Source organism: Paenibacillus sp. MER 99-2, assembly GCF_023714095.1.
GTDB lineage: Bacteria > Bacillota > Bacilli > Paenibacillales > Paenibacillaceae > Paenibacillus.
Genome location: NZ_JAMAUZ010000003.1, coordinates 814473 through 839144 on the forward strand (window position 1 = coordinate 814473; position 24672 = coordinate 839144).

Below are 24672 nucleotides of genomic sequence, written 5' to 3' on the forward strand. Positions count from 1 at the left end.
CATTCACTTCCTTTTCAGATCATATCAGCTTGGCGCGGCAGAGGAAGGCGCGTAATGACGGTGTAAGGATAGGCGGACTGAATCTGCAATTCGCCGCCAACCAGTTGTGTGCGCAGACGCATACTTTCATGTCCCATCCCTAGTCCAGCAGTCGTTGCTGCCTGTGTTGACTGTGTTTGTGTTGATTGATTCGTATTGTGACCGGTATTGTGTTTGTCGGCTTCATCTGTAAACGCCGTGGATACTCCGTTAATAGGTTCTGCATTGATCTGACCGTCGTTGCTAACAGTCAATTGAATTTCATTTTCCCCAAATTGCAGTTCGACCCGAATACTCTTGGCATTCCCATGTCGCAGCGCGTTGGTTACAGCCTCTTTGGCATTTTTATATAAAACGATCTGTATGCTGGGATACAGGACATGTGCATTCCCGAGTTCCCGGTAATTTGTCTTCACGCCTGTCTCACGGCCGACCTCTTCCAGTAAACGATCCAACGCATAGGTATCCGCTCGATAGGATTCAGGCTTCAGCTTATGAAGCGTTGTGCGCATATCATCCATACTTGCTGCGAGTTGATCCCGAATTTGTTTAACCATCTCGGTACCTTGTTCTGAATCCACCGGGAGGGTCAGGAGCGCAGCTTCGGACATCATCTTGGTACGAATTAAGCGGTGTCCGATATCATCGTGGAGCTGTCGTGAAATACGCGTGCGTTCTTCGGCTTGAGCGGCATCCTCCAGTTGCTTCGTGAAGTGTACCATCTGTGCACGCGCATCCTGAAGCTCATAATGTTTATTGCGAAGCTCGTCATAGACTTGTTCTAGCTGTCCACGGCTACTTGCAGTCCTTGAGCCTTGCCAGGAGATCACTGCAACGGTAACCAACAGCAGATTGCCGATAACCCATCCTGTAGTTTCTGGAGAGAGTGGGGAGTCCGCATTCGTTTGAAATGAGAACAGAAGAGGGGACGAGCTTATAGACGTTGTGTAGTAATTATGTAATGCGATATTGCTGGCGATGAGCTGTGCCCCAAGTATTAACCACCGCCGTACCCCATCCAGTCGATAAATATATACATAGAGCATGGATATGGAAAGGAACAGCATAAATGGACCGTATTGAGTAATGAGCCAGCAGTTCCATAGGACTTCAATGATCAGGAGCAATAGCCTCGGTAGATCCGCACGAGTGAAGTCTTTCCCCACAGCGATCCCAATAGCAATAAGAATGTGAAACGTATAGATTCCATCTTGTTCTTGCGGTAGTGCGAGGATGTACAAGAGCGCTGGAACTAGAATAAGACCGTATTGAAGTGCTCGTATCGGCATATGGAGTGACATCCTTTAATTTTCAGATAAGAGTTGCAATAGAGAGAAAACTTTTACGTGTTTTTTTGATCAGTAACTATCTGGTAATCCGTCCCTAATTATATCATACGCACCTTCTAGATCAGGAGATGACTTAAGTCACCTTCGATGTATGACTTTTCGTACCTTCGCATCAGGCAACAATTCGATACAATACAGTTATAACTCTGGATTAAGGAAGCTAGCACGGGAGAGGGAGTGTGGGGGATATGGTAATGCTTGAAGTGGATCAGGTCGTCAAACGTTACGGCAACAAGCTGTCGGTGGATCATCTGAATCTGAGCGTGAATAAAGGTGAAATTTTTGGATTATTAGGTCCAAATGGTGCAGGGAAAAGCACAACCATCAGTATGATTGCTGGGCTACTAAAAATGGATCAGGGCGAAATTCGCCTGGATGGCATCTCGGTTAAGGAACGCCCACTTGATGTGAAGCGCAAGATCGGTTTGGTACCACAGGATCTGGCATTGTACGAAACGATGACCGCGGCGGATAATGTTACCTTTTTTGCTAGATTGTATGGATTACGCGGCAAGTTACTGAAGGAGAGGGTACAGGAGTCGCTTGAATTTGTAGGTTTGCAGGACAAAGCCAAAGAAGTACCCTCCACTTTCTCAGGTGGGATGAAACGGAGATTGAACATTGCATGTGCCATTATGCATCGGCCGGATCTCATTATTATGGATGAACCAACGGTCGGCATAGATCCGCAATCACGTAATCATATTTTGGAGTCAGTGCGAACACTTAACAATATGGGGTCAACCATTATCTATACAAGTCATTACATGGAAGAAGTGGCTGCGATCAGTCACCGGGTGGCCATTATGGATCAAGGACATATCATCGCTTGTGGTACCGAGAAGGAATTGAGGGAGCGCGTAGCATCAACGGAAAAAATTGTACTCACTACCTCTGCCATTAATCCTGGAGCCATTGAAGAGATGAAACTTCATCCTCGCGTGAAGAATGTGGAGGTTGTTGAGGATACGATCACCATTACAGTGCCTTCGGCACAGCAGGATATGCAGGATATGCTTTTTATCTGTAACAAACATGAGTTAGCTATTCAGTCCCTTCAAGTCGAAGAGCCTGATCTGGAAACATTGTTCCTTAATCTGACTGGACGTACGCTTCGAGACTAAGGAGGGTTTCAGATGAACATGTGGCATATATGTGCTTTTGAACTTAGGCGTATTCTGAAAATACGAACCGTGTTATTGAATCTATTTATACTCCCATTACTCCTGATCTTTATATTAGGTACAGCCCTTTCAGGAACGATTGGATCGGCTGAAGATGCTGTCATTAAACCAGTTCGAGTGGGCATTATTCAATCTACAGAAGCAACGGAAGCTTCAGTGCTAGATCAAGCTCTGCAGACCTTCGTGACCTCACCAGCGGTATCAGACATGTTGAAGGTAAGCGATCTGACTTCAGAGGAAGATGCCATAAGTGCTCTCAGACAGGGTGAATTGGATTTTGCGGTAATCCTCCCTAGTGGTCTACAGGATCAGCTTGTGGCGGGTAAAGACGTAGAATTGCAGTGGATATTGGGCAAAGACAACACGCTTAATGTTGTAGGGCAGACTGTATTTACACGGTTCACAGATGAACTGAACAGACAAGTGGCCATTGCCAAAGTGCTTGGTCCAGAAGTGATCGCAGCTATGGCATCTGTGCCAGATACGGATCTGACAGAGCGTACCTATATCACCACAAGCAGTCCGGGTAAGGCAGGCAATTCTTACAGTGCATCACAATATTACGCGGCTTCCATGCTGGCTATGTTTATGCTCTACTCTGGCATGACAACGATTAATAGTTTGTTTTCGGAAAAGGACAAAAGAACGTTGACCCGGCTTCAGGCAGCTCCAATAGGAAATGGCATCATCTTTGCCGGGAAAATTGCTGGAAACAGTCTACTTGCCTTCATGCAAGCCATCATTATTATCGTGATGACCTATTGGTTGTACGGCGTGAATTGGGGGAGTCATCCTTGGTTGATTATCCTGATCTGTGTATTGATTACAATTGCTTCGATGACGATCGGTATTATCGTTGCACTTGTTAACAAAAATGCAACGTCAGCAAGTGGTATGATGCAAGCCATCATTATTGCAATGACGTTCATCAGCGGAGGTTTCACACCCATCGCCGTGGATTGGGTACATCGCATAAGTGAATTTACAGTCAACCACTGGGCGCTACAGAGCTTCTTGCGTATGATGCTGGATTCTTCTGTGAGCGAGATTATGCATAATATCATCATGCTTGGCGTCGTTTGCGCCGTTCTGCTTCTAGCCGCAGGTGTAATCTACAGAAAGGTAGGGTACCGCTATGAATAGTCTACATATCGCCTGGCTTATGATTAGACGAACGCTGGGACGTAAACGAGGGGTCATTACGTTTCTACTCCTACCTTGTTTGGTTGTGACGGGTACGGTATTTTTATTTGGCAATGAGCAGGCGAACCGAGCCATCATCCCATATGTCAATGAGGATCAAGGTGTAGCTGGTGCATGGATTATAGGCGAGCTGGGTCATAAAGAGGAGTACTTACTCAAGCCGATGGGCACAGAAGCAGAGGTGAAGGAAGCTATTGCTCGGCAAGAGGGAAGCACAGGTCTTGTTATTCCGCCGCAGTATACAGAGGATCTGGTGCAAGGGAAGCAAGTTCCATTGGAACTGATCGAAATGCGTGTGAGTGAAGAATCCTACACGTTTAGAGCTGCTGTGGACGGGATGACTGTAGGGTTGAATCAGTTGGCATCAGCCGTACACGCCGGAACAGGTGAAGTTTCGGATATGGCTTCAGATCAACAGACGAAGCAAGTGAAATTGGAACAACTACTACAGGAAACAGATAAATCCGCTATTACAGGTAGAGCTGTTGATCTACAAATCTATCCGAAGCCTGGTCTGAATAATGTGACTGGATTTACGATTATGTTTATGATGGGTCTATTGACAAGCGCTGTATCCGTTATTCTGGAAGATCGCAGACAGTTAACGATGGCGCGCGTATATACAGCTCCAGTACGATCTTATGAAATTGCAGTCGGCAATTTCCTGGGGAGTTTTATCATCGGTATCATTCAAATTGTTCTAGTATTAGGCATTAGTCGATGGGTGCTGCATTATGACGCTGGTCTTTCATTTGGTGTACACTTCCTCATTCTTGCTGCATTTATGTTAGTCTCTATGGGAATTGCGAGTACCGTTGCTGGATTGATCCGTGAGTCCAAAAATGCAAACATGTTAAATTCCCTTATCATCACACCAACGTGTATGATCGGAGGGTGCTTCTGGCCAATCTCAGTCATGCCTGAATATATGCAGAAGATCGCCAACTTTGTTCCACAAAAATGGACGATTCAAGCTGTGGAGACGATCTCCGCTGGTGGCTCGTTGTCTGATATCCAGCTCCCTCTACTGATTTTGTTTGGTATGGCGGCTATTCTACTTGCCGTAGGTTCAGTCATCTTACGCCCCAGCGAACGAGGGATGGATGCATAATAACGTTAAGTGTCGTAGAAACCGGATGCGGAAGAGAGCATTCGGATGAAATCGAACGTGTTCGAGAGTGATAACTAAGTTAAATGAGATAGCCATTATAAGATAGATTACATCTTAATCCATACGAAGAAGGCACGTTCAGTTTGAATGATTTCAACTTGAACGTGCCTTTTTATAATGCTTTGTGTAAGAATAATCGTCGTATTTAAGAAATAAATGATGCAATGAAGAAGGTTAAGGTTGTAATTGTCGTAGCACCGTAATCTCTACGCGGCGATTCTTCTGACGGCCAGCCTCGGTGGAGTTATCTCCAGTAGGGCGTGTGTCTGCATATCCAGCATATTGGAAGCCGTCGGGATCCAGCTTTTCTTGGTCTAGGAAAAATCGAAGGATGGATAAGGCACGTTCACCAGACAGCTGCCAATTATCTTTATAGGATGAACTGGCTCCAATCGGCACGTTATCGGTATGACCTTCGATGCTAACCACAGTGTTCAGGTTACGGAATAGACTTGCAAGTTTGCTAAGTATAGGTGCAGCATTATCTTTCAGTGCGGCCTGTCCTTGATCAAACAGAAATCGATCGCTTAGCGTAATAGAGATGCCTTGCGGTTTGTCCGCCACAAAAATCTGATCATTGAGACTGTTATCCTCGATATACTGTGTAATCGTATTGAATAGATTTTGCAGCTCTTCTTCCTGTGACCTGAATTGCTTCTCCCGCTCTGTGAGAGGCTGGTTATCACTATCGGTAGTATCCGGCTCCGGATCTGTATCCGTAGGATTCTGTTCTTCATTGTCGGGTGGAGTAGGTTTCGTAACCGTTTCGCCTACAATGCCACTACCACCTTCAAGTATGGAATTCGATTGGTTAAACGTATTTTGCAGCGATTGTGTCACAACATTATATTTACCGGAATCCGGATTACTCATCGCGTACATAATGACAAAGAATATCAGCAGAAGGGTGATGAGATCAGCATAAGTAATCATCCAACGATCCCGATGTTCACCAGGCTCACGTTTTGCGCGCCGATTACTGCGCCGACTCATCGAATCCCTCCTTTAGTACAGGTTGAGTGATCTCACGATGTGTTAATGTGAATGATTCTAGGCGTTTGCGGACAAGTTGAGGATTCTCCCCATTTTGGATAGCAAGTACACCTTCAAGTATCATTTCCATAAGCTGTATGTCTTCCGCACCACGGGATTTAATCTTGGAAGCGATGGGTAAAAAGATTAGATTGGCACTCGCTACACCATATAAAGTGGCTGTGAAGGCAACAGCGATGGCAGGGCCAAGCCCTGTCGGATCAGTTAGACTTCCTAGTACTTGGATTAGACCCATTACGGTACCGATAATCCCCATGGTCGGTGCATAACCACCAGCAGCTTCAAAAATTTTGGCATACCCATCATGTTTCTGTTCAACAGAATCAATCTCCATCTCCATGATCTGCCGAATGACATCTTGATCGGTACCGTCAACAACCATTTGAATGCCGTCTCTTAAAAATGGATGTGGGTGATCGGTTACTTTACGTTCTAAGGCGAGCACGCCTGAGCGGCGGGCGATGGTTGACATGTCCACCAGTTCGTCGACCCACTGGCTTGATTCGTTGTCTTTCCGTCCAAAGGCCATGCGCAGTGCAGCCGGAATTGTACGTAACCGGTTAGCCGGGAAGCTAGCAACGACGGCAGCGATTGTTCCACCAAATACAATTAATGCAGCTGTTTTTTGTAACAACCCAGAAACTTGGCCGCCTTCCCACAAAAAACCGCCGATGACTGCGGCAATCCCGGCAATGATGCCGATAAGTGTCGCAATATCCATAAATTAACCCACTCCTGTCTTCACTTCACGTTTGCATCACTTGAACGAACGAGGTATAATCTAACGGGAACAAATATTCCTATGCCTATAAGTTTTCCCATATAAAATTTCGGGGAACTTCGACAATATATAAGTGACTATTATTTTAGACGATAGGGTGAGATACGGCAATGAGCGATATTGTAATGAGTGACAAAACGTTCGAAATCGAGTCTGAGTTTTCTCCCCAAGGTGACCAGCCTGTAGCCATTGAACAATTGGTTCAGGGTGTTCGGGAAGGAAAGAGGTATCAGACACTACTGGGTGCAACCGGTACAGGTAAGACATTTACCATTGCACAGACCATTGCGAAGCTTCAACGTCCAACGCTGATTATTGCCCATAATAAAACGTTGGCAGCTCAGCTTGCGAGTGAATTCAAAGATTTCTTTCCTAATAATATGGTTGAGTACTTCGTCAGCTATTATGACTACTTCCAGCCGGAGGCGTATATTCCGTCCTCGGATACGTATATCGAGAAGGATTCCAGCATCAATGAAGAGATCGACAAACTGCGTCACGCAGCAACGAGTTCATTATTTGAACGTAGGGATGTTATCATTGTAGCCAGCGTGTCCTGCATTTATGGTTTGGGTTCGCCGTCTGCTTACTCCAGCATGTTATTGTCATTGCGGGTAGGTATGGAGAAACCGCGTAATCAGATTTTGTCCCGTTTGGTAGAAATACAGTATCAGCGGAACGATATTAACTTTGTAAGGGGTACGTTCCGTGTACGCGGTGATGTCATTGAGATTTTCCCAGCTTCTAAAGGTGAACATGCGATTCGGGTCGAGTTATTTGGTGATGAGATTGAGAAGATTACCGAGATTGATGTATTGACCGGAGAACTAGTAGGAGAACGTGAACATATTGCGATCTTCCCAGCATCTCACTTCGTAACCCAAGAAGAGACGATGCGGGTTGCATTGGTCAACATTGAACGTGAACTTGAAGAACGCCTTGAAGTGCTTCGCGAACAAGGGAAGTTGTTGGAAGCTCAGCGACTGGAACAACGTACACGTTATGATATTGAAATGATGAAGGAAGTAGGCTTCTGTTCAGGAATCGAGAACTATTCCGGACCACTGACCTTCCGTGAACGTGGAGATACGCCGTATACACTGATGGATTATTTTCCAGATGACATGTTGATCGTGGTGGATGAGTCTCACGTAACGTTGCCACAGATTCGCGCAATGTATAACGGTGACCAAGCGAGGAAAACGGTTCTGGTTGAACATGGATTCCGGCTTCCATCTGCGCTCGATAATCGTCCACTCAAATTCGATGAGTTTGAAGAGAAGATGAATCAGATTATCTACGTATCGGCTACGCCAGGTCCATATGAGATTGAGCATACCGATACGATGATACAGCAGATTATTCGTCCTACCGGTCTACTTGATCCAATTATCGAGCTGCGCCCAACGAAGGGACAGATTGATGATCTGATTGCAGAGATCAATGACCGCATTGCCAAAGACGAACGTGTGTTAATCACGACGTTGACGAAGAAGATGTCTGAGGATCTAACTGACTATCTGAAAGAGATCGGCATTAAAGTTCGATATCTTCACTCTGAGATCAAGACACTGGAGCGGATGGCGATTCTGCGTGATCTAAGGCTTGGTACGTTTCATGTCTTAATCGGGATCAACTTGCTGCGGGAAGGTTTGGATCTACCTGAGGTATCCTTGGTTGCGATCCTAGATGCGGATAAGGAAGGATTCCTTCGTTCCGAGCGTTCTCTGATTCAGACCATTGGACGTGCGGCGCGGAATAGTGATGGTCGAGTTATTCTTTATGGTGACAAAGTGACGGATTCTATGGATAAGGCAATCAAAGAGACGGAGCGCCGTCGTGAAATCCAGATGGCCTACAATGAGAAACACGGCATTACACCACAGACAATTCGCAAAAAGGTACGTGATGTGATTGAGGCAACGAAGGTTGCCGAATCGAAGAACGAATTCCTTACTGGCGCTGCAGAGAAAATGTCCAAGAAGGAACGTCAGTCGCTTATACAGCGCCTAGAAGTAGAGATGAAAGATGCAGCGAAAAACTTGCAGTTTGAGCGTGCTGCTGAGCTTCGTGACGCACTGTTGGAACTACGCGCAGAGTAGGCAATTGAACAATAACGCAACAATTACAGACATATTCGTAAAGAAGGATTTGCAACAAGAGAACGGCCTATGGGCCGTTCTCTTGTTCAGTAAGGAAAATAGTATAGATTGCCGATAAATAGACATGTTGGAATGTTCTCTTCACGGCTATACTAGTAGAAAAGTTGAATTTGGTTAAAAGGTTTATAGGAAAGCATATGGAAATCATGCGTCCCGATTGTAGAGGGGGAGCCGAGCCGAAGGCAATGGCGACCTACCGTGAACAAGGCAAAGCCGCGAGCGTCCCCTCGCAGTAGAGCGACTGCACTAGATTCCGGCAATAGGTTGGAATCTAGTGCAGAATTGCGGGCGCACGATATACCTTCACATAGCAAGACCCGACCCACCGCCAATGCACCGCTTGTTTCGGGTGTCCATAGGGCTGAGCCCTATGGGGTCCTCCCTAGGAAGGAAGGGAGGGTTTGGGAGGGTTCGCAACACGATATTGATTTTTGAAAGGGTGGATACACATTGGCTAGCGAGAATATTGTCATCAAAGGTGCACGAGCACACAACCTAAAGAACATTGATATTACCATTCCGCGTGACCGTTTTGTTGTATTGACAGGTCTGAGCGGCTCAGGCAAGTCCTCGCTGGCTTTTGATACGATCTATGCAGAAGGTCAGCGGCGATATGTAGAGTCATTATCTGCTTATGCACGGCAGTTTCTAGGACAAATGGAGAAACCGGATGTGGATTCTATTGAAGGACTTTCCCCAGCGATCTCGATTGACCAGAAAACGACTAGTCGTAATCCACGTTCAACCGTGGGAACGGTAACCGAGATTTATGACTATTTACGTCTATTATTTGCACGTGTTGGACATCCTCATTGCCCGGATCACGGTGTAGAAATTACATCGCAGACGGTAGAGCAGATGGTCGATCGTGTCATGCAGTATCCGGAAAGAACTCGATTGCAGATTTTGGCACCGATTATCTCTGGACGTAAAGGCGAGCATAAGAGTGTATTTGCCGATATATCCAAACAAGGATTTGTCCGTGTACGGGTAAATGGCGAGATGCGTGAACTGTCTGAAGATATCCAATTGGAGAAAAATAAGAAACACACGATTGAAGTTGTCGTGGACCGGGTTGTCATCAAAGAAGATGTTCAGTCACGTCTTGCAGATTCAATAGAGACAGCACTTAATCTGTCAGGTGGACAATTGCTCGTTGATATCATCGGAGAGGAAGAACTCCGTTTCAGCTCTAACTTTGCATGTCCGGTGTGTGGATTCAGCATTGAAGAGCTCGCGCCACGAATGTTCTCCTTCAACAGCCCGTTTGGAGCTTGTCCTGAATGTGATGGACTTGGTGTGAAAATGATCGTTGACCCGGATCTGCTAGTACCTGACCGGAGTAAAACGATTGAAGATGGCGCATTTGATGCATGGACAGGAGGAACATCAACTTACTATCCTCAGTTCTTGAAGTCAGTATGTGAACACTTCAACATTCCGCAGGATGTACCTGTCGAAGACCTTCCAGCCGATCAGATGAACAAGTTGCTGCTAGGTACAGGTACAGAGAAAATTCGTTTCCGTTATGAGAACGACTTTGGACAACGCAAAGAAGCACTGGTGACCTTTGAAGGCATCGTAAATAATTTGGAGCGGCGTTATCGTGAAACGGCATCTGAGGGCATCCGTGAATTCATTGAAGGGTATATGAGCGCCAAGCCTTGTGGTACATGTAAAGGACATCGTTTGAAACGTGAAAGTCTTGCAGTCACAATTAATGACCATAACATGGCATATGTAACGAGCCTCTCTATAGGAGAAGCGGGTAAATTCTTTGAAACGTTGGATCTGAGTGAGAAGGAACGCGCTATTGCGAACCTGATTCTCAAAGAAATTAACAGCCGTCTGGGCTTCCTGGTCAATGTCGGTCTGGATTACCTCACTCTGAGTCGTGCTGCCGGAACATTATCTGGTGGTGAAGCGCAGCGGATCAGACTGGCGACACAGATTGGTTCTAGCCTGATGGGTGTGCTCTACATTCTAGATGAGCCAAGTATCGGTCTGCATCAACGGGATAATGATCGTTTGATTAGTACGCTGGCTCATATGAGAGATATCGGAAATACGTTAATCGTAGTTGAGCATGATGAAGATACGATGATGGCAGCCGACTATATTATTGATATTGGTCCTGGTGCGGGTATCCACGGAGGTACCGTAATGTCGCAGGGTACACCAGAAGAGATCATGAATGACGAGAACTCGTTAACGGGTCAATACCTCAGTGGACGGAAGTTCATTCCGATACGTGCGGAACGCCGCAGTGTAGGTGATCGTTGGTTAGAAGTGCGCGGCGCCAAAGAGAATAACCTGAAGAACCTGAATGTAAAAATTCCAGTTGGTGTGTTCACTGCTGTAACTGGCGTATCTGGATCAGGTAAATCGACACTGATTAATGAAATTTTGTACAAAACATTGGCGCGTGACCTGAATCGTGCTCGTGTACGTCCTGGACAACATAAAGAAATCCGTGGTCTGGAACATATCGATAAAGTCATCGATATTGATCAGTCGCCAATCGGTCGTACACCGCGCTCCAATGCCGCTACGTATACTGGAGTGTTTGATGACATTCGGGATTTGTTTGCACAGACGAACGAAGCCAAAATGCGTGGTTACAAAAAAGGTCGCTTCAGTTTTAACATCAAAGGTGGGCGTTGTGAAGCTTGTCGTGGTGATGGAATTATCAAAATCGAGATGCACTTCTTACCGGATGTATACGTTCCTTGTGAAGTCTGCAAAGGAAAACGTTATAACCGTGAGACGCTTGAAGTGAAGTACAAATCCAAAAACATCGCTGATGTACTCGAAATGACGGTTGAGGATGCAACACAATTCTTCGAGAACATTCCAAAAATCCATCGCAAAATGCAGACATTGCTTGATGTAGGTTTGGGTTACATCAATTTAGGACAACCGGCAACAACCTTGTCTGGTGGTGAAGCTCAGCGTGTGAAGCTTGCCTCCGAGCTGTACCGTCGCAGTACAGGGAAGACCATTTATATTCTGGACGAGCCAACGACAGGACTGCATGTCGATGATATCGATCGATTGCTAAACGTTTTACACCGTTTGGTTGATTCCGGTGAAACCGTGCTTGTTATCGAGCACAACTTGGATGTAATCAAAACAGCCGACTACATTGTTGATCTGGGCCCAGAAGGCGGTAGTGGCGGTGGAACAATCGTAGCAACGGGAACACCAGAGGATATTATACAAGTAGAGGCATCTTACACCGGTAAGTATCTGAAACCAGTCTTGGTGCGGGATACAGAGCGCAGCAAGATGCTTCAGTTAACGGAATAACGAGATATAACAAAGTACAATAGAATCATTGGGTTAGAACCTTTTCAGTGAACGGCGGTGAGGCATTGCATATACAGCGATGCTTCACGGGTTCAATGGGGAGGTTTTTTTATGTGAATTGAGTGGATTTATGAGACATTCCCTTAATATCTGCACGAGAATATAGAAGAGAGTTATAATTTCGACTTTTACCAAATGAAAGTGTTTACATATATGATATGACAAGCATTGTAGACTTACCCGGATGAATTGGATTTTTTTCATTTTTATGGATGATAGGGCTTGCATTACAAGCAGGCTACGGCTAACATAGAGTTAGATATTTGGGCAGAATTTAGCTTTTTTGTATGGATTCACGAGTGAATTGGAGCGTTTCAGATACGGAATTGGGACGTTGCCAAAATGTGCGTTTAATTATGGTGAGGAGGTCTGTCTATCCATGTTGCTTGCAGAAGCTGCCACAGCGAGTACATCGAATTTTAATGCATTTGATATCTTTGTCCTGTTGTTTACGATTATTATCTTTATAGGCGTTGTGCGATTGATTCGGGCACCTAAGAAGAACTTGTTTGCGATCGGATTTGCAGTGGTTAGTTTGCTTGTTTTCTTGATGACGGACTATGCTATGATTACCGGATGGTTCAATTAGTTAGATTACGGATTAACGTAGTTGGTGTATAGCAATAAGAACACAGACGAAGCACTTTCCAGAGCTAATGGTGGAAGGTGTTTTTTTGTTGGATCGGGGTCAGCGTGGTGGAATGAACTTTCATTGATAATAGAATATAGAAACAATTGTATAACCATAATTTGTGTGATAGATTGGAGGATACTGACAGAAGAAGGTAGAGAGAAGAGATTAGAAGAGTAGGCTACATAACCGATAATAGAGGATAGATCGAAAGGGATGAGCGAGAGCATGAACGGGTTTGGGAGAAAAAGTATAGCGATGATGATGGCGATGGTGCTTTCCATTAGTGTGGCAACAGCAGCAGGAGCAGCGGAGTCGCCGGCAGGTGCTGGCATGAAAGCCAAAGTGGTTGATGGACAAGTATATGTCAGTTCCGCGGACTTGGTTAAGGCACTGGGTGGTAGCGGACAATATGATGCCAAGACAGGCACCTACCTTTATGAAGGAAATGAGATGATCCCCAAAATCATTGAAAGGGTGTCTCCATCCGTTGTGAGCATTATTGGTAAAGCAAGTGACGAACATGGCGACGCATCCTCCGATGAATATGATCTGGCGCATGGGACAGGCGTAATTATCCGGTCGAATGGATGGATTGTAACGAATGCACATGTCGTTGATGGTTTAGATAATCCACTCGTTGTGACGTCAGATGGCAATACATACAACATTACCAAAACATACAGTGATCCAATCAGTGATATTGCACTCATTAAAATTAATGCCAAATCGCTCAAACCGGCGACATTCGCCAAAGGGTCAAAGACCTCTGTCGGAGAGACGGTGATTGCGATTGGGACACCAGTTACATTTGCCTTGCGGAATACAGCAACGGTTGGTGTGATTAGTGGACTTAACCGCGAAGTGGAAGAAGCGAACTATCGTTTAATTCAGACCGATGCAGCCATTAACCCAGGGAACAGCGGTGGTCCATTGTTCAATTTGAAGGGCGAAGTTATCGGTATTAACTCTATGAAATATACGGAAATCGGCATAGATAACACGGGATTTTCGATTCCGGTGGATACGGTGCAATATGTTATCGATCAGTATTTCAAATACGGTAAGGTGAAACGCGCAAGTCTTGGAATACTGCTGGAAGAAAGTTGGTCTACTGTCGTAGGAATGCCTACGGATGATCCTTTAACGGTAAATGGCGTGTTGTCCAATGCAGCGAAGAAAGCCAAAATCCAAGAGGGTGACCTATTATATAGTATCGCAGGCACACGTGTATCTTCGGCGGCCGATATCAATGAGCTGCTCAAAGCGTATTTGCCAGGCCAAAAAGTGAAACTGATGATGCAATCGGATGGTGACATCGTTATCCGCACGTTGGTACTTGGAGATCGAGCAGATTTCGAGGCTGAGATCGAAGCGTTTCTTACAGGGGATGAAGAACAATAACGACGGGAGTAGCCCGTACTTAGAGAGGACGAATGAACGGAATGAAGAAGTCATTTTTACGTGTGCTGAGCACCGGCATGTTGGCTGGGGTACTGACTTTTGCCTTAGCCATGCCAGCATGGGCATCCGAGGATAGCATCACTAACGAAATGCGAATTCAAGCAGGAAGCACTTACGCTTACATCAATGGAAGCAAACAAACTATTGCGAAGCCTTACAAGAGCAATGGCGTGACCATGGTACCTGTCGGCGTTTTCAAGAAGGCTTTTGGCAGTGAAATCCGTTTGGAGAGCAATGATGTTGTCAAAATCAAGGAAGGTGCACATACGGTAACGATCACGATTGGTAGTCCGATTGCCTGGGTGGATGGCGTCAAAAAAGACATGGGTACATCCCCTAAAATGGTGAATGGTGTACTTATGGTTCCGCTTCGCGTGGTGGCAGCAGGAATCGGCGCAACACTTGCTCCAACGTCTTCAGGAGAAATCGTCATTCGCTTAGCGCAAACGGAATTGCCGACGGATGTGGACGAGGACGACATCGATGTGGATGCAGGTAAAACGAGAATCGGCAATAGTTATTATGGCTGGTCGATCGACTACCCAGAAGATATGATTACTTTGCAATCGGAAGAGCAGGAGCGCATGATGTCATTTGGCCCTGCAGACGAAAGTTATTATCTTCAGGTGTATGTCAGCGATCAGAATGCTGCACTTGATGCCGATGATTTGTTACAACAGCTTCTACAAGAAGCCAAACAAGCGGGAGACGTCGTGCTGGATCGCCAAGCGGTCAACCAAACGAACATGCCATATGCACGAATTGTTGTGAATGATGAGGACGGGATGTTCTGGGAGATGCGTCAATACATCCAGAATGATCGTCTCTATAGTATTTATTTTGCAGATTATGATGCGGTCTATTATAAGGATCTCGATCAACATGCAGCATTACTGGACTCATTCCAGCCTACCTATGATCAATCAGACGATTCCATTAAAGATGTATCTACAGTTGTAGAAGGGATGCGTTACGTTCACAATGGTGATTACGGCATTGAGCTGAATGTGCCGGCAGGGTGGTCGATGGATAATGACGATCTGTCCTACCAAGCGAAGGATGGAGCTTACTTGGAAATGACGGTTTCATCTACGCCTAAGGGAGCTACCGTTCAACAATGGAGCGAACAACTGGACAAGTGGATGCGTGAGGCGTTCACGCTAGATAACTATGAGCCTATCCGATCCTATACGATGGATATGTCTGGTGAGACAGCAAAGGTTCAGGAGTTCCGTTATAACTTTGGCGATGGATGGCAGACAGAGTACAATGTGCTGTTGCAGAAGGGCGATTATCGCTATTATGTTGAATATTCGTTCCCGGAAGATCAGAAGCAGGATCAAGCATGGTTTGAACGCATTGTTGAGAGTATCTATATTGATTTTGATATCGTTGCGGATAACTTTGGTCAACTGGAAGAGGATTACTATTTGATAGACAAAACGAAGCAACGTACACGGACATCCAAACGCTATCAGTACAGTGTAGATATTCCACGCTACTGGACGTCGTATAATGATCAGTTCGAACAATCTCCAGTGGTATATACTTTTACGGGTGGAGAGTTCTCTATTGCTGCAGACGAAGAGAAAACGCTTGAGATGACGGCCAGCCAGCTGAGAGAAGCGTATACGAAGGCAAGTCAAACGCGCAAAAACTTCAAGCTGATGAATAGTGAGAAGATCACGTTTGCAGGTGTACCTGCCTATTCCTTTACCTATCAGGACGTGGAGAAGGGTGTACCATATACCGGACGTCAGATTGCATTCGAGAAGAATGGAATCACGTATACGATCACGAGCGGGCTGAATGATGCGAATCGAACGGAAGTTCAGGTAGCTGTGTTGGAAAAAGTATTGAACTCATTCACATTTATAAAATAAATCTGCTATGAAACAATAATATATAACATGCATGCCGGAAGGTCAGAAGACCTTTCGGTTTTTTATTTTCCGTATGAAAATGGTAAACGGTTTTTTCAGGAAAGCGTAGAAGAGTCGGTGCAGAAGTGGTACACTATACTAGTTCAGGAGTTATGACTGCTGATCTGATATGGAAGAATGACTGTAGGCCGGGATATCAGGGAATACAGACATATGTATAGAAGTTGTTCAAAAAGTCCGCTTTTGATTACGAAGGATGCCTTACGGCATCTCAGCGTCGAAGATGGGATTCAGCCGAAATGTCCGTTGCTCACGTAGTTTTCCTACGCTCCGCTACTCCATTTCTAGCTTCATCCCATCTTCTGGGTACTGAAAACCGCCCTTTTTGAACACGTATGTATAGATAGCATGTATAGATAGAATGATTGAAAGATTGTTAATTGATAGGTTGGACGTTCAGGCATGAAATCCGGCACATAGCCGGTTATGGGGAGGATATACATGAAAACAGCAACAATACGAAGAGAAGATGTCGAGCTTCTGGCACCCGCAGGTGACTGGGACTGTATGCGTTCGGCGGTAGCCAACGGCGCAGATGCTATTTTCTTCGGAGTCGAAAAATTTAATGCACGCGCACGCGCAAACAATTTCCGCATGGACGAGCTGCCAGAGATTATGGCGTTTTTGCACAGTTATGGCGTAAAAGGTTTTTTGACCTTTAATATATTGATTTTTGAAAATGAGTTGGCGGATGCCAAAGAACTCATCGATGCTTGTGTGGATGCTGGCGTAGATGCGGTAATTGTACAGGATCTTGGTTTGGTCAAATTGATCCGCGAAATCTCGCCGGACTTCCCGATTCACGGTTCAACGCAAATGACGATCACATCCCCGGAAGCGGTGGAATTTACGAAGCCGTTTGACATGGAACGTGTCGTGCTTGGACGTGAGAACAACTTGAAGCAGATTCAGAAGATCGGAGAGCAGGCAAAATTGCCGATGGAAGTATTTGTCCATGGTGCACTCTGTGTATCCTACTCGGGTCAATGTCTTACTTCTGAAATGTGGGGTGGACGTTCTGCGAACCGCGGAGAATGTGCACAGGCCTGCCGTTTGCCGTACGATCTGATGGTCGATGGTGAGCATAAACCGATGGGTGATGTGGCCTATCTGCTGTCTCCTAAGGATCTGGCTGCGATTGACTTGATGCCTGAACTGATCGAAGCAGGTGTAACTTCTTTCAAAATTGAAGGGCGTCTCAAAACGCCAGAATATGTAGCGAACGTAGTTAGTAAATATCGCAAAGCGATTGACCGGTATTTTGACGGAGATAACACACCGCCTAGTAAGGAAGAAGTTCGTGAACTGCAACAGAGTTTCTCTCGTGGCTTCACGCATGGCTTCCTCGATGGTACGAATAACAAGCAACTCGTAGATGGTACATTCCCGAAAAGCCGTGGTGTCTATCTTGGACGTGTTGACCAAGTGTTGCGCGATGGCGTTGTTCTGAAGCTTGATGCACCTGTGAAGCGTGGAGACGGAATCGTATTTGATGCTGGAGATCCAACGCAGAAGGAAGAAGGCGGACGTGTATATGATGTGCGTCGTAAAGGCGTAAAACTCGAAGGCGAAGCTGGAGAGGGCTGGATTGTGGACATCGTGCCAGGCCGTAGTGATGTGGATCTGCGCCGTGTGAAGGTTGGCGACAAAGTATGGAAAACGAATGACCCTGCGCTGGATAAACGTCTGCGTCAGTCATTTGAGACAGATAAGCCATACCGTGTGTTCCCGGTAAACGTCAAAGTAATCGGTAGCCCAGGGCAGCCGCTTAGTACGTGGTGGACGGATGTGCAGAAGGGCACAACAGTCCGTGTAGACTCCGAGATGGAACTGGACATCGCTCAGAAACGTCCAATGACATACGAGTTGCTCGAAGAGCAGTTTGGACGTTTGGGTGGCACGGTGTTCCAACTGGAGCAGTTGGATGTCAACCTGCATGGTGACATCATTATCCCAATGCGCGAGCTGAACAATATTCGCCGTCAGGCGGTAGAACAGCTCGCGGGTGAGCGTCCTAAACCGCCTGTCTACGTGAAACGTTCCGTGGACGTATACGGCGATACGGTTAAACCAGCATCGCCAGTTGCTCGCGGTCAAGCAGAACTGACTGCGCTCTGCCGTAGTCTGCCGCAAGTAGAGGCAGCACTGGAAGCGGGCATTGAGATGATCTACGCTGACTTCGAGTTCATCAAACAGTTCCCTGCAGCTGTAGAGGCTGTTCGGACGGCTGGACGCAAAATTGCACTGGTAACTCCGCGTATTCATATGCCTGGCGAGAATGGATACCACAACAACATCCTACGTCTCCAGCCAGATGCGGTACTGGTACGTAACACGGGTGCACTATATTTCTATCTCCGTCATCGGATGGAGAACCCGGATGCGAAGCACCCAGAATTGATCGGTGATTTCTCATTGAACATTGCGAATCACAAGGCTGTTGAATTGTTCCTGGAAGCAGGTTGTGACGCGGTTACTCCTTCATATGACCTGAACATTCAGCAAATGGTTGACCTGCTGGGTCGCTCACGGACAGACAAGATGGAAGTGGTTATCCACCAGCATCTGCCGATGTTCCATACAGAACACTGCGTGTATTGTACGTTTATGAGTGAAGGTACGGACTATACGAACTGTGGACGTCCATGTGAAGATTCCCGCGCATCTCTGCAGGATCGGATCGGTATGTCTCACCCCGTACGTGTGGATGAAGGTTGCCGTAATACCGTTTATAACGCAGTCGAGCAATCTGGTGCTGAATATCTAGCCAACTTCATGGATCTGGGCGTATCCCGTTACCGTGTAGAATTCCTAGAGGAAACACCTGAACAAGTACGTGAAGTTATTGATCTGTACAACCGTGCACTGCGCGGCGAGATCAGCGGTACGCAAGTTTGGAAAACCCTAAAAGCAACAAACCAACTCGGCGTAACGCGTGGTCAATTGGTGAAATAAGCTCACAAACCCCAATCTCTGCCTTACGGAGCTCTTGGGGTTTTTTTCTATAAAATCGGAATAATCGTGACGGGGTAGTTGATGTCCATTATTCAGCATGAATAAGGAGGCGAAAGATCCGTGGCGCCATTCACAATCATGGATATTAAGTTGCTGTGCGGAGTCACGGCATTCAAGCAAGGCGAAGCCTACAATGAATCAGGAAGGGTCACGGGCCTCACTGCCAGCGAGGATCAAAAGCATTATGAAGCGTTGGTTCGCGGCACGCAGCGTTATAAAGTCACCGTTGAGCTCGACGAGATTGGGGAAATTGTAGCCGACTGCAACTGTCCCAACGACACGAGCTATTATGACCAATGTAAACATGTCGCGGCTGTATTGCTGTCGATTCACCAATGGGGGGAGCAACAGGAGCGTGAATCCAGGAGCAATCTCCCTTCCAAAGTGGGTACATTAGTAGAAGAACGTGAGTGGGAACGTCCTGCTCCCGTTCATTTTGCTCAGGCAAGCCGTCCAAGCTCAGCTCCAGGATGGGGCAGGTCAGCAGATAAACCCTCCTATCGGACAGCAGATCAGATTTTGTCTATGTTTGCTAAGGAACGCCATTACGTAGATGAGCATAGAAGGCATCACACAGCACCTGTCACACGGTCTTCGCTGCGGGAAGAGTTACATGTGCAGTTTATATGCAAACTCGTACAGGTTCATCAAGGGGGAGCCAAACTGGCTCTTGAACTGAAAGTTGGAGGCAAACGACTGTACGTTGTTCAGAAGGTAAAGCAGTTCCTCAACTGTATTGAGAAAGGCGAACCGATCTCGTTTACGAAGTTATTCCTCTATGATCCTTCCATGCACTATTTTAATGCTCAGGATCAGGCGATTCTATCAATGTTGATTCGAATGAGACAGAGTGAGGAAGCTTATCGACAATCGATATCTGGGTACCTGGGTGCTTCCGATGGAAGGGATATTCTCATTGCCCCATTAGTTTGGAAACCGCTACTCGATTTATTGCTTCAGGCGGATAGCCGAATGGAAGGTACGGGTTTTATTAATGGGCCACTGACCTTAGGTGAGGGTGTTTTGCCTTTGTATTATCGTATCGCACAGGGCTCAAATGAAGGGTATCAGCTTGAAGTTTCTGGACTGCGTGAACTGATTCTACTTCCTGCGTATGATGCTGCTGTCGTCGAAGGGCAGTTGCATATGTTAGATGCAATGCAGATGCGAAGCTTAGAGGATCTAAGCAAGGCGCTCACCTCGTATGGCATTAAAGAAAGCATCGACATTTCAGCTCAGCAGGTGGATGAGTTCGTACAGCATGTTGTGCCGGAGCTTCGCCTTCTTGGACATCTATCTATTGATTCACAGGTGCGTGAGCAGATTGCGGAGCCGGAACTTGCACCGAAGCTATATATCGACTTCTACCGAGAGCGGATTACAGCACGTCTGGAATTTGATTATAGTGTCATGGTCATTAATCCACTTGCTGAATATCTGATCGACGAGGATGAGAAGAAGGTCATTCTCGTGCGTGATCGCCATGCGGAACGGAATCTGATTGATCGCTTGGATCACTCTTTTCTAGAGAGGGATGGAAGTGTGTGGACGAGTGAACGGGAAGATGCGATCTATGATGTCATGTATCATTTGCTCCCCGAACTCGAAGGTTTAGTAGATATTTATATGCCACATGCTGTGAAAGCGATGATGCAATCCTATCCTACACCTCCCAAAGTTAGAGCAGATCTAGGCAAAGGATTGGATTGGCTAGAAATTTCGTTTGAAATGGAAGGCATCGATGAGCTGGAGCTGCGAGAGATTATGCGTAGTATTGTGGAAAAGAAACCTTATTTCCGTTTACGCAGCGGCGTGTTTGTCTCACTTGAAAATGAAGGGGCAGAGAGCTTCGCGCGCCTTGCGGACTCGCTCGGTCTAGAGGCTTCTGACATGACGAATAGCCAGCTATCGTTACCTGCAGTTCGGGCACTTCAACTGCCAGGGCGTGATGAGGTTTCCAACCATGTAAAATGGGGCGGCTCATTACGACGTTTCCTGGATCATCTTCGTGACCCGGATGGCATGGATTTTGAGTTGCCTACCACGCTAGCGCCTGTGCTGCGTGATTATCAGGTTAGCGGGTACCAATGGCTTCGCACGCTCGCATTTTATCGGTTCGGGGGTATTTTGGCAGATGATATGGGACTTGGCAAAACGCTACAAAGCATTGCCTACATCACGGCATCACTTCAGGAGAAGCCTGAGTACAGCGGTGACCGGATAACGAGTCTCCCTATAGATGATATGGGAACCACTACGGATGGTGAATGGTCTACCACACAGCAAGATGGATTAACCATCCGAACGAGGGCTACGCATCCCCCAGTGCTGGTTGTCGCCCCAGCTTCATTAACCTATAACTGGGCGAATGAATTTGCACGATTTGCTCCTCAGTTGCGTGTGTTAATTGCAGCAGGACACCGAGAAGAGCGAGCGACGATGCTTGCAGATATGAATCAGGCAGACGTTATTGTGACGTCCTACCCGCTACTACGGCGCGATCTGGACATGTACTTGGGCAGAAGTTTCCATACGCTTATTCTGGATGAAGCCCAGGCGATTAAGAATTCTTCGTCTCAAACAGCTCAAGCAGTCAAGCAAATTCAAGCTCCGCGACGCTTTGCGCTTACAGGCACGCCGGTGGAAAATTCACTGGATGAGCTGTGGTCGATCTTTGAAGCAATATTCCCCGGTTTGTTTCCGAACTATCGGAGATTCCGTGATCTACCCCCAGAGCGGATTGCGCGGATGGTGCGTCCGTTCATTCTCCGTCGCTTGAAGAAAGATGTGCTTGAAGAGCTGCCCGACAGAATTGAGACGGTACAGCGCTCTGAGCTAACGGCTGAACAGAAGAAACTCTATGCGGCTTATCTTGCTCAGCTCCAGGATGAAACGTCAAAAGATATGGAGGATGGCGGTTTCAATAAGAACCGTATCAAAATATTGGCGGGTATTACTCGATTACGACAGTTATGCTGCCATCCGGCGCTCTTTGTAGAAGGTTATGTAGGAGACTCGGGCAAAATGGAGCAGTTGCTGCAGACCGTGGAAGACTGCCTTGCTGCGGGCAAACGCATCCTCATTTTCTCTCAGTTTGCGAGTATGCTGAACCTGATTCGGCAGACATTGTCGGCGCAGGGACGGGATTTGTTCTATCTCGATGGACAGACGCCTGCTGTCAGTCGTGTAGAGATGTGTCGGAGATTCAATGAAGGAGAAGGTGAACTGTTCCTTATTTCCTTAAAAGCAGGTGGCACGGGGCTGAATTTAACCGGAGCAGATACTGTTATTTTATATGATCTGTGGTGGAACCCCGCAGTGGAAGAGCAGGCGATCGGTCGTGCTCACCGGATGGGACAGAAGCAAGTGGTACAAGTTATTCGTCTGATTACAGAGGGCACCATCGAGGAGAAGATTTTAGAGTTACAGCAGCGTAAGAAAGACCTTATTGCAGAAGTGATCGAGCCGGGAGATGGTGGATCGACCACATTATCGGAACAGGATATTCGGGAACTTTTGATGGTATAATGGATTCCAATTACGTAGATGATGTCCAATATTTTCATCCGATTATATTATAGTGTTCATAATTTCTCGATCAGAGGGGTGGATTCAGCATGCGTATACGCAAAGCCATTATTCCTGCAGCCGGACTGGGTACCCGGTTTCTCCCAGCTACCAAAGCAATGCCCAAAGAAATGCTGCCCATCGTGGACAAGCCGACGATCCAATACATTATCGAAGAAGCCGTGGCTTCAGGAATTGAAGATATCATTATCGTCACAGGTAAAGGTAAACGTGCTATTGAGGATCATTTTGATTCCTCTTTTGAACTGGAACAGAACTTGGCAAGCAAACAAAAATGGGATCTGCTCGAACAGGTACGTAAACCTTCCGAGATGGCTGATATTCATTATATTCGTCAAAAGGAAGCCAAAGGTCTAGGACATGCGATCTGGTGTGCTCGCAAGTTTATAGGCAATGAACCCTTCGCAGTCCTGCTTGGTGATGATATCGTGGAGTCTCAGCATCCTTGTCTGCAACAGATGATCGAGGTGTATGACGAATTGCAGTCGCCGATTGTTGGGGTACAGCCCGTAGGTTGGGATGAAGTATCTCGGTACGGGATTGTTGATGGGGAAGCTATCCCTCACACTGAAGATCGTGTATTCCGTGCACGTCGTTTAATCGAGAAGCCGAAGCAGGAAGATGCCCCTTCGAACCTTGCTATTATGGGTCGTTATATTTTAACACCAGATATATTCGAAATTTTGGGTCGCCAATCTGTCGGGGTAGGTGGAGAAATCCAGCTTACCGATGCGCTGTCTCTACTGAATCATCAACGTCAGATTCTCGCCTACCACTTTGATGGTTTGCGTCACGATGTAGGAGAGAAGCTGGGCTTCATTGAGACAACCCTTCATTATGCGATGCAACGTCCTGACCTGCGTGAGGAATTGTTGAAGTACCTGGAGAAGATCGTGAATGAGAATAAATCGTAAAGAATTTATATTGTGTTTCCCCATATTACATCTATCATTTAACTGATCTCTGATCTTTCATCTCTAAGCCAAGCCAATGACCTTTCTGGCTTGGCTTAGTTTGTTCTTATGTAACTTTAAATGAACTTCATATGTACATGAGAATATTCTATCTTGCGGGCCGATGAACAATCACACACCTGATCTTTTACATATATATAGTCAATATGAATAAACCCAGTAACATGATAACGGAGGGATACGATGAAAGTAATTCCACTGTTTATGGACGGGGCGGCTATTTTGGAGCCTAAGGTGTATGGTGATCATCGAGGTTATTTTATGGAGAGCTATAATGAGCAGCAGCTACAAGAACAGGGGATCAACCATGTATTTGTGCAGGACAATCAATCCTTATCTGCGGAAGCGGGTGTTATCCGAGGGTTGCACTACCAGCTTCAACCTAAGGCTCAAACCAAGCTCGTGAGAGTACTATCTGGCGCAATCTATGACGTAATCGTGGATATCCGTCCATCCTCCAAGACATTTGGTCAATGGAAAGGTTTTATACTCAGTGAGTACAATCAGCGTCAGCTCCTTGTTCCCCAAGGGTTTGCACATGGGTTTTGTACCCTTGTTCCTAACGTTCTAGTATCTTATAAGGTAGATGCGTACTATTCGCCTACACACGATCGTGGTATTTTGTGGAATGATCCAGCACTTGCAATCGACTGGCCCATAACGAATCCTGTTTTATCCGATAAGGATCAGAAACATCCCTGCTTGCAGGATGCCGAAGTAAATTTTGACTAAAGGAGAGAGACACC

15 protein-coding genes are annotated in these 24672 nt (G+C 46.3%); 12 read left to right on the plus strand and 3 right to left on the minus strand.

What is annotated here, in order from left to right; genetic code table 11:
- Positions 1-14: 14 nt before the first annotated feature.
- A complete protein-coding gene (locus tag M3636_RS18420; protein WP_251383508.1) occupies positions 15-1328 on the minus strand; it encodes a sensor histidine kinase in 1314 nt (437 codons plus the stop codon).
- A 248-nt stretch (positions 1329-1576) separates the two neighbouring features.
- Here M3636_RS18420 and M3636_RS18425 point away from each other — a divergent pair, with 248 nt between their 5' ends.
- The 3 genes from M3636_RS18425 to M3636_RS18435 are packed head-to-tail and all read left to right on the plus strand — an operon-like array spanning position 1577 to position 4886.
- Positions 1577-2512 (plus strand): ABC transporter ATP-binding protein, encoded by a 936-nt coding sequence (locus tag M3636_RS18425; RefSeq protein ID WP_285859045.1) that lies wholly within the window; start codon positions 1577-1579, stop codon positions 2510-2512.
- Positions 2513-2524: 12 nt separating this feature from the next.
- Entirely contained in the window at positions 2525-3715 is a 1191-nt protein-coding gene (locus tag M3636_RS18430) for an ABC transporter permease (RefSeq protein WP_251383509.1), read from the plus strand.
- Complete coding sequence (locus tag M3636_RS18435; RefSeq protein WP_251383510.1) at positions 3708-4886, plus strand: ABC transporter permease; 1179 nt, start codon at positions 3708-3710, stop codon at positions 4884-4886. The genes M3636_RS18430 and M3636_RS18435 overlap by 8 nt, the downstream gene beginning before the upstream one ends.
- A 234-nt stretch (positions 4887-5120) precedes the next feature.
- Here M3636_RS18435 and M3636_RS18440 read toward each other — a convergent pair whose 3' ends face one another.
- Both M3636_RS18440 and M3636_RS18445 read right to left on the minus strand, forming a co-directional pair.
- The gene (locus tag M3636_RS18440) at positions 5121-5939 is read right to left on the minus strand and encodes a flagellar motor protein MotB (RefSeq protein WP_251383511.1); all 819 of its coding nucleotides are present in this window, start codon (positions 5937-5939) and stop codon (positions 5121-5123) included.
- Complete coding sequence (locus M3636_RS18445; RefSeq protein ID WP_128103708.1) at positions 5923-6720, minus strand: flagellar motor protein; 798 nt, start codon at positions 6718-6720, stop codon at positions 5923-5925. Before M3636_RS18445 ends, M3636_RS18440 begins: the two co-directional genes overlap by 17 nt.
- 170 nt (positions 6721-6890) lie before the next feature.
- Between M3636_RS18445 and uvrB the strand changes: the two genes are divergently transcribed.
- The 9 genes from uvrB (at position 6891) to rfbC (ending at position 24658) form a co-directional block, all read left to right on the plus strand.
- The gene (gene uvrB / locus M3636_RS18450) at positions 6891-8882 is read left to right on the plus strand and encodes an excinuclease ABC subunit UvrB (protein WP_145406914.1); all 1992 of its coding nucleotides are present in this window, start codon (positions 6891-6893) and stop codon (positions 8880-8882) included.
- A gap of 510 nt (positions 8883-9392) precedes the next feature.
- The gene (uvrA, locus tag M3636_RS18455) at positions 9393-12251 is read left to right on the plus strand and encodes an excinuclease ABC subunit UvrA (protein WP_251383512.1); all 2859 of its coding nucleotides are present in this window, start codon (positions 9393-9395) and stop codon (positions 12249-12251) included.
- A gap of 439 nt (positions 12252-12690) precedes the next feature.
- Positions 12691-12900: a hypothetical protein gene (locus tag M3636_RS18460; RefSeq protein ID WP_056693600.1), complete on the plus strand. Its 210-nt coding sequence runs from the start codon at positions 12691-12693 to the stop codon at positions 12898-12900.
- Between the two features lie 258 nt (positions 12901-13158).
- A complete protein-coding gene (locus tag M3636_RS18465) occupies positions 13159-14346 on the plus strand; it encodes a S1C family serine protease (protein WP_251383513.1) in 1188 nt (395 codons plus the stop codon).
- Positions 14347-14387: 41 nt separating this feature from the next.
- Positions 14388-16289 carry a stalk domain-containing protein gene (locus M3636_RS18470; protein ID WP_251383514.1) on the plus strand — a complete coding sequence of 634 codons (1902 nt, stop codon included), beginning with the start codon at positions 14388-14390 and terminating at the stop codon, positions 16287-16289.
- A gap of 501 nt (positions 16290-16790) precedes the next feature.
- Positions 16791-19304, plus strand: a complete 2514-nt coding sequence (locus tag M3636_RS18475; RefSeq protein WP_251383515.1) for a U32 family peptidase — start codon at positions 16791-16793, stop codon at positions 19302-19304.
- A gap of 120 nt (positions 19305-19424) precedes the next feature.
- Positions 19425-22892 carry a DEAD/DEAH box helicase gene (locus M3636_RS18480; RefSeq protein WP_251383516.1) on the plus strand — a complete coding sequence of 1156 codons (3468 nt, stop codon included), beginning with the start codon at positions 19425-19427 and terminating at the stop codon, positions 22890-22892.
- Positions 22893-22981: 89 nt separating this feature from the next.
- Positions 22982-23866 (plus strand): UTP--glucose-1-phosphate uridylyltransferase GalU, encoded by an 885-nt coding sequence (galU, locus tag M3636_RS18485; RefSeq protein WP_251383517.1) that lies wholly within the window; start codon positions 22982-22984, stop codon positions 23864-23866.
- Positions 23867-24109: 243 nt separating this feature from the next.
- Positions 24110-24658 carry a dTDP-4-dehydrorhamnose 3,5-epimerase gene (gene rfbC / locus M3636_RS18490; protein WP_128103698.1) on the plus strand — a complete coding sequence of 183 codons (549 nt, stop codon included), beginning with the start codon at positions 24110-24112 and terminating at the stop codon, positions 24656-24658.
- The last annotated feature ends 14 nt before the right edge of the window (positions 24659-24672 follow it).

Bases quoted from the DNA above. Each gene is read 5' to 3' on its own strand.
- M3636_RS18420 (WP_251383508.1), bottom strand. From the start codon at position 1,328: ATGCCGATACGAGCACTTCAATACGGTCTTATTCTAGTTCCAGCGCTC.
- M3636_RS18425 (WP_285859045.1), top strand. From the start codon at position 1,577: ATGGTAATGCTTGAAGTGGATCAGGTCGTCAAACGTTACGGCAACAAG.
- M3636_RS18430 (WP_251383509.1), top strand. From the start codon at position 2,525: ATGAACATGTGGCATATATGTGCTTTTGAACTTAGGCGTATTCTGAAA.
- M3636_RS18435 (WP_251383510.1), top strand. From the start codon at position 3,708: ATGAATAGTCTACATATCGCCTGGCTTATGATTAGACGAACGCTGGGA.
- M3636_RS18440 (WP_251383511.1), bottom strand. From the start codon at position 5,939: ATGAGTCGGCGCAGTAATCGGCGCGCAAAACGTGAGCCTGGTGAACAT.
- M3636_RS18445 (WP_128103708.1), bottom strand. From the start codon at position 6,720: ATGGATATTGCGACACTTATCGGCATCATTGCCGGGATTGCCGCAGTC.
- uvrB (WP_145406914.1), top strand. From the start codon at position 6,891: ATGAGCGATATTGTAATGAGTGACAAAACGTTCGAAATCGAGTCTGAG.
- M3636_RS18460 (WP_056693600.1), top strand. From the start codon at position 12,691: ATGTTGCTTGCAGAAGCTGCCACAGCGAGTACATCGAATTTTAATGCA.
- M3636_RS18465 (WP_251383513.1), top strand. From the start codon at position 13,159: ATGAGCGAGAGCATGAACGGGTTTGGGAGAAAAAGTATAGCGATGATG.
- M3636_RS18470 (WP_251383514.1), top strand. From the start codon at position 14,388: ATGAAGAAGTCATTTTTACGTGTGCTGAGCACCGGCATGTTGGCTGGG.
- M3636_RS18475 (WP_251383515.1), top strand. From the start codon at position 16,791: ATGAAAACAGCAACAATACGAAGAGAAGATGTCGAGCTTCTGGCACCC.
- galU (WP_251383517.1), top strand. From the start codon at position 22,982: ATGCGTATACGCAAAGCCATTATTCCTGCAGCCGGACTGGGTACCCGG.
- rfbC (WP_128103698.1), top strand. From the start codon at position 24,110: ATGAAAGTAATTCCACTGTTTATGGACGGGGCGGCTATTTTGGAGCCT.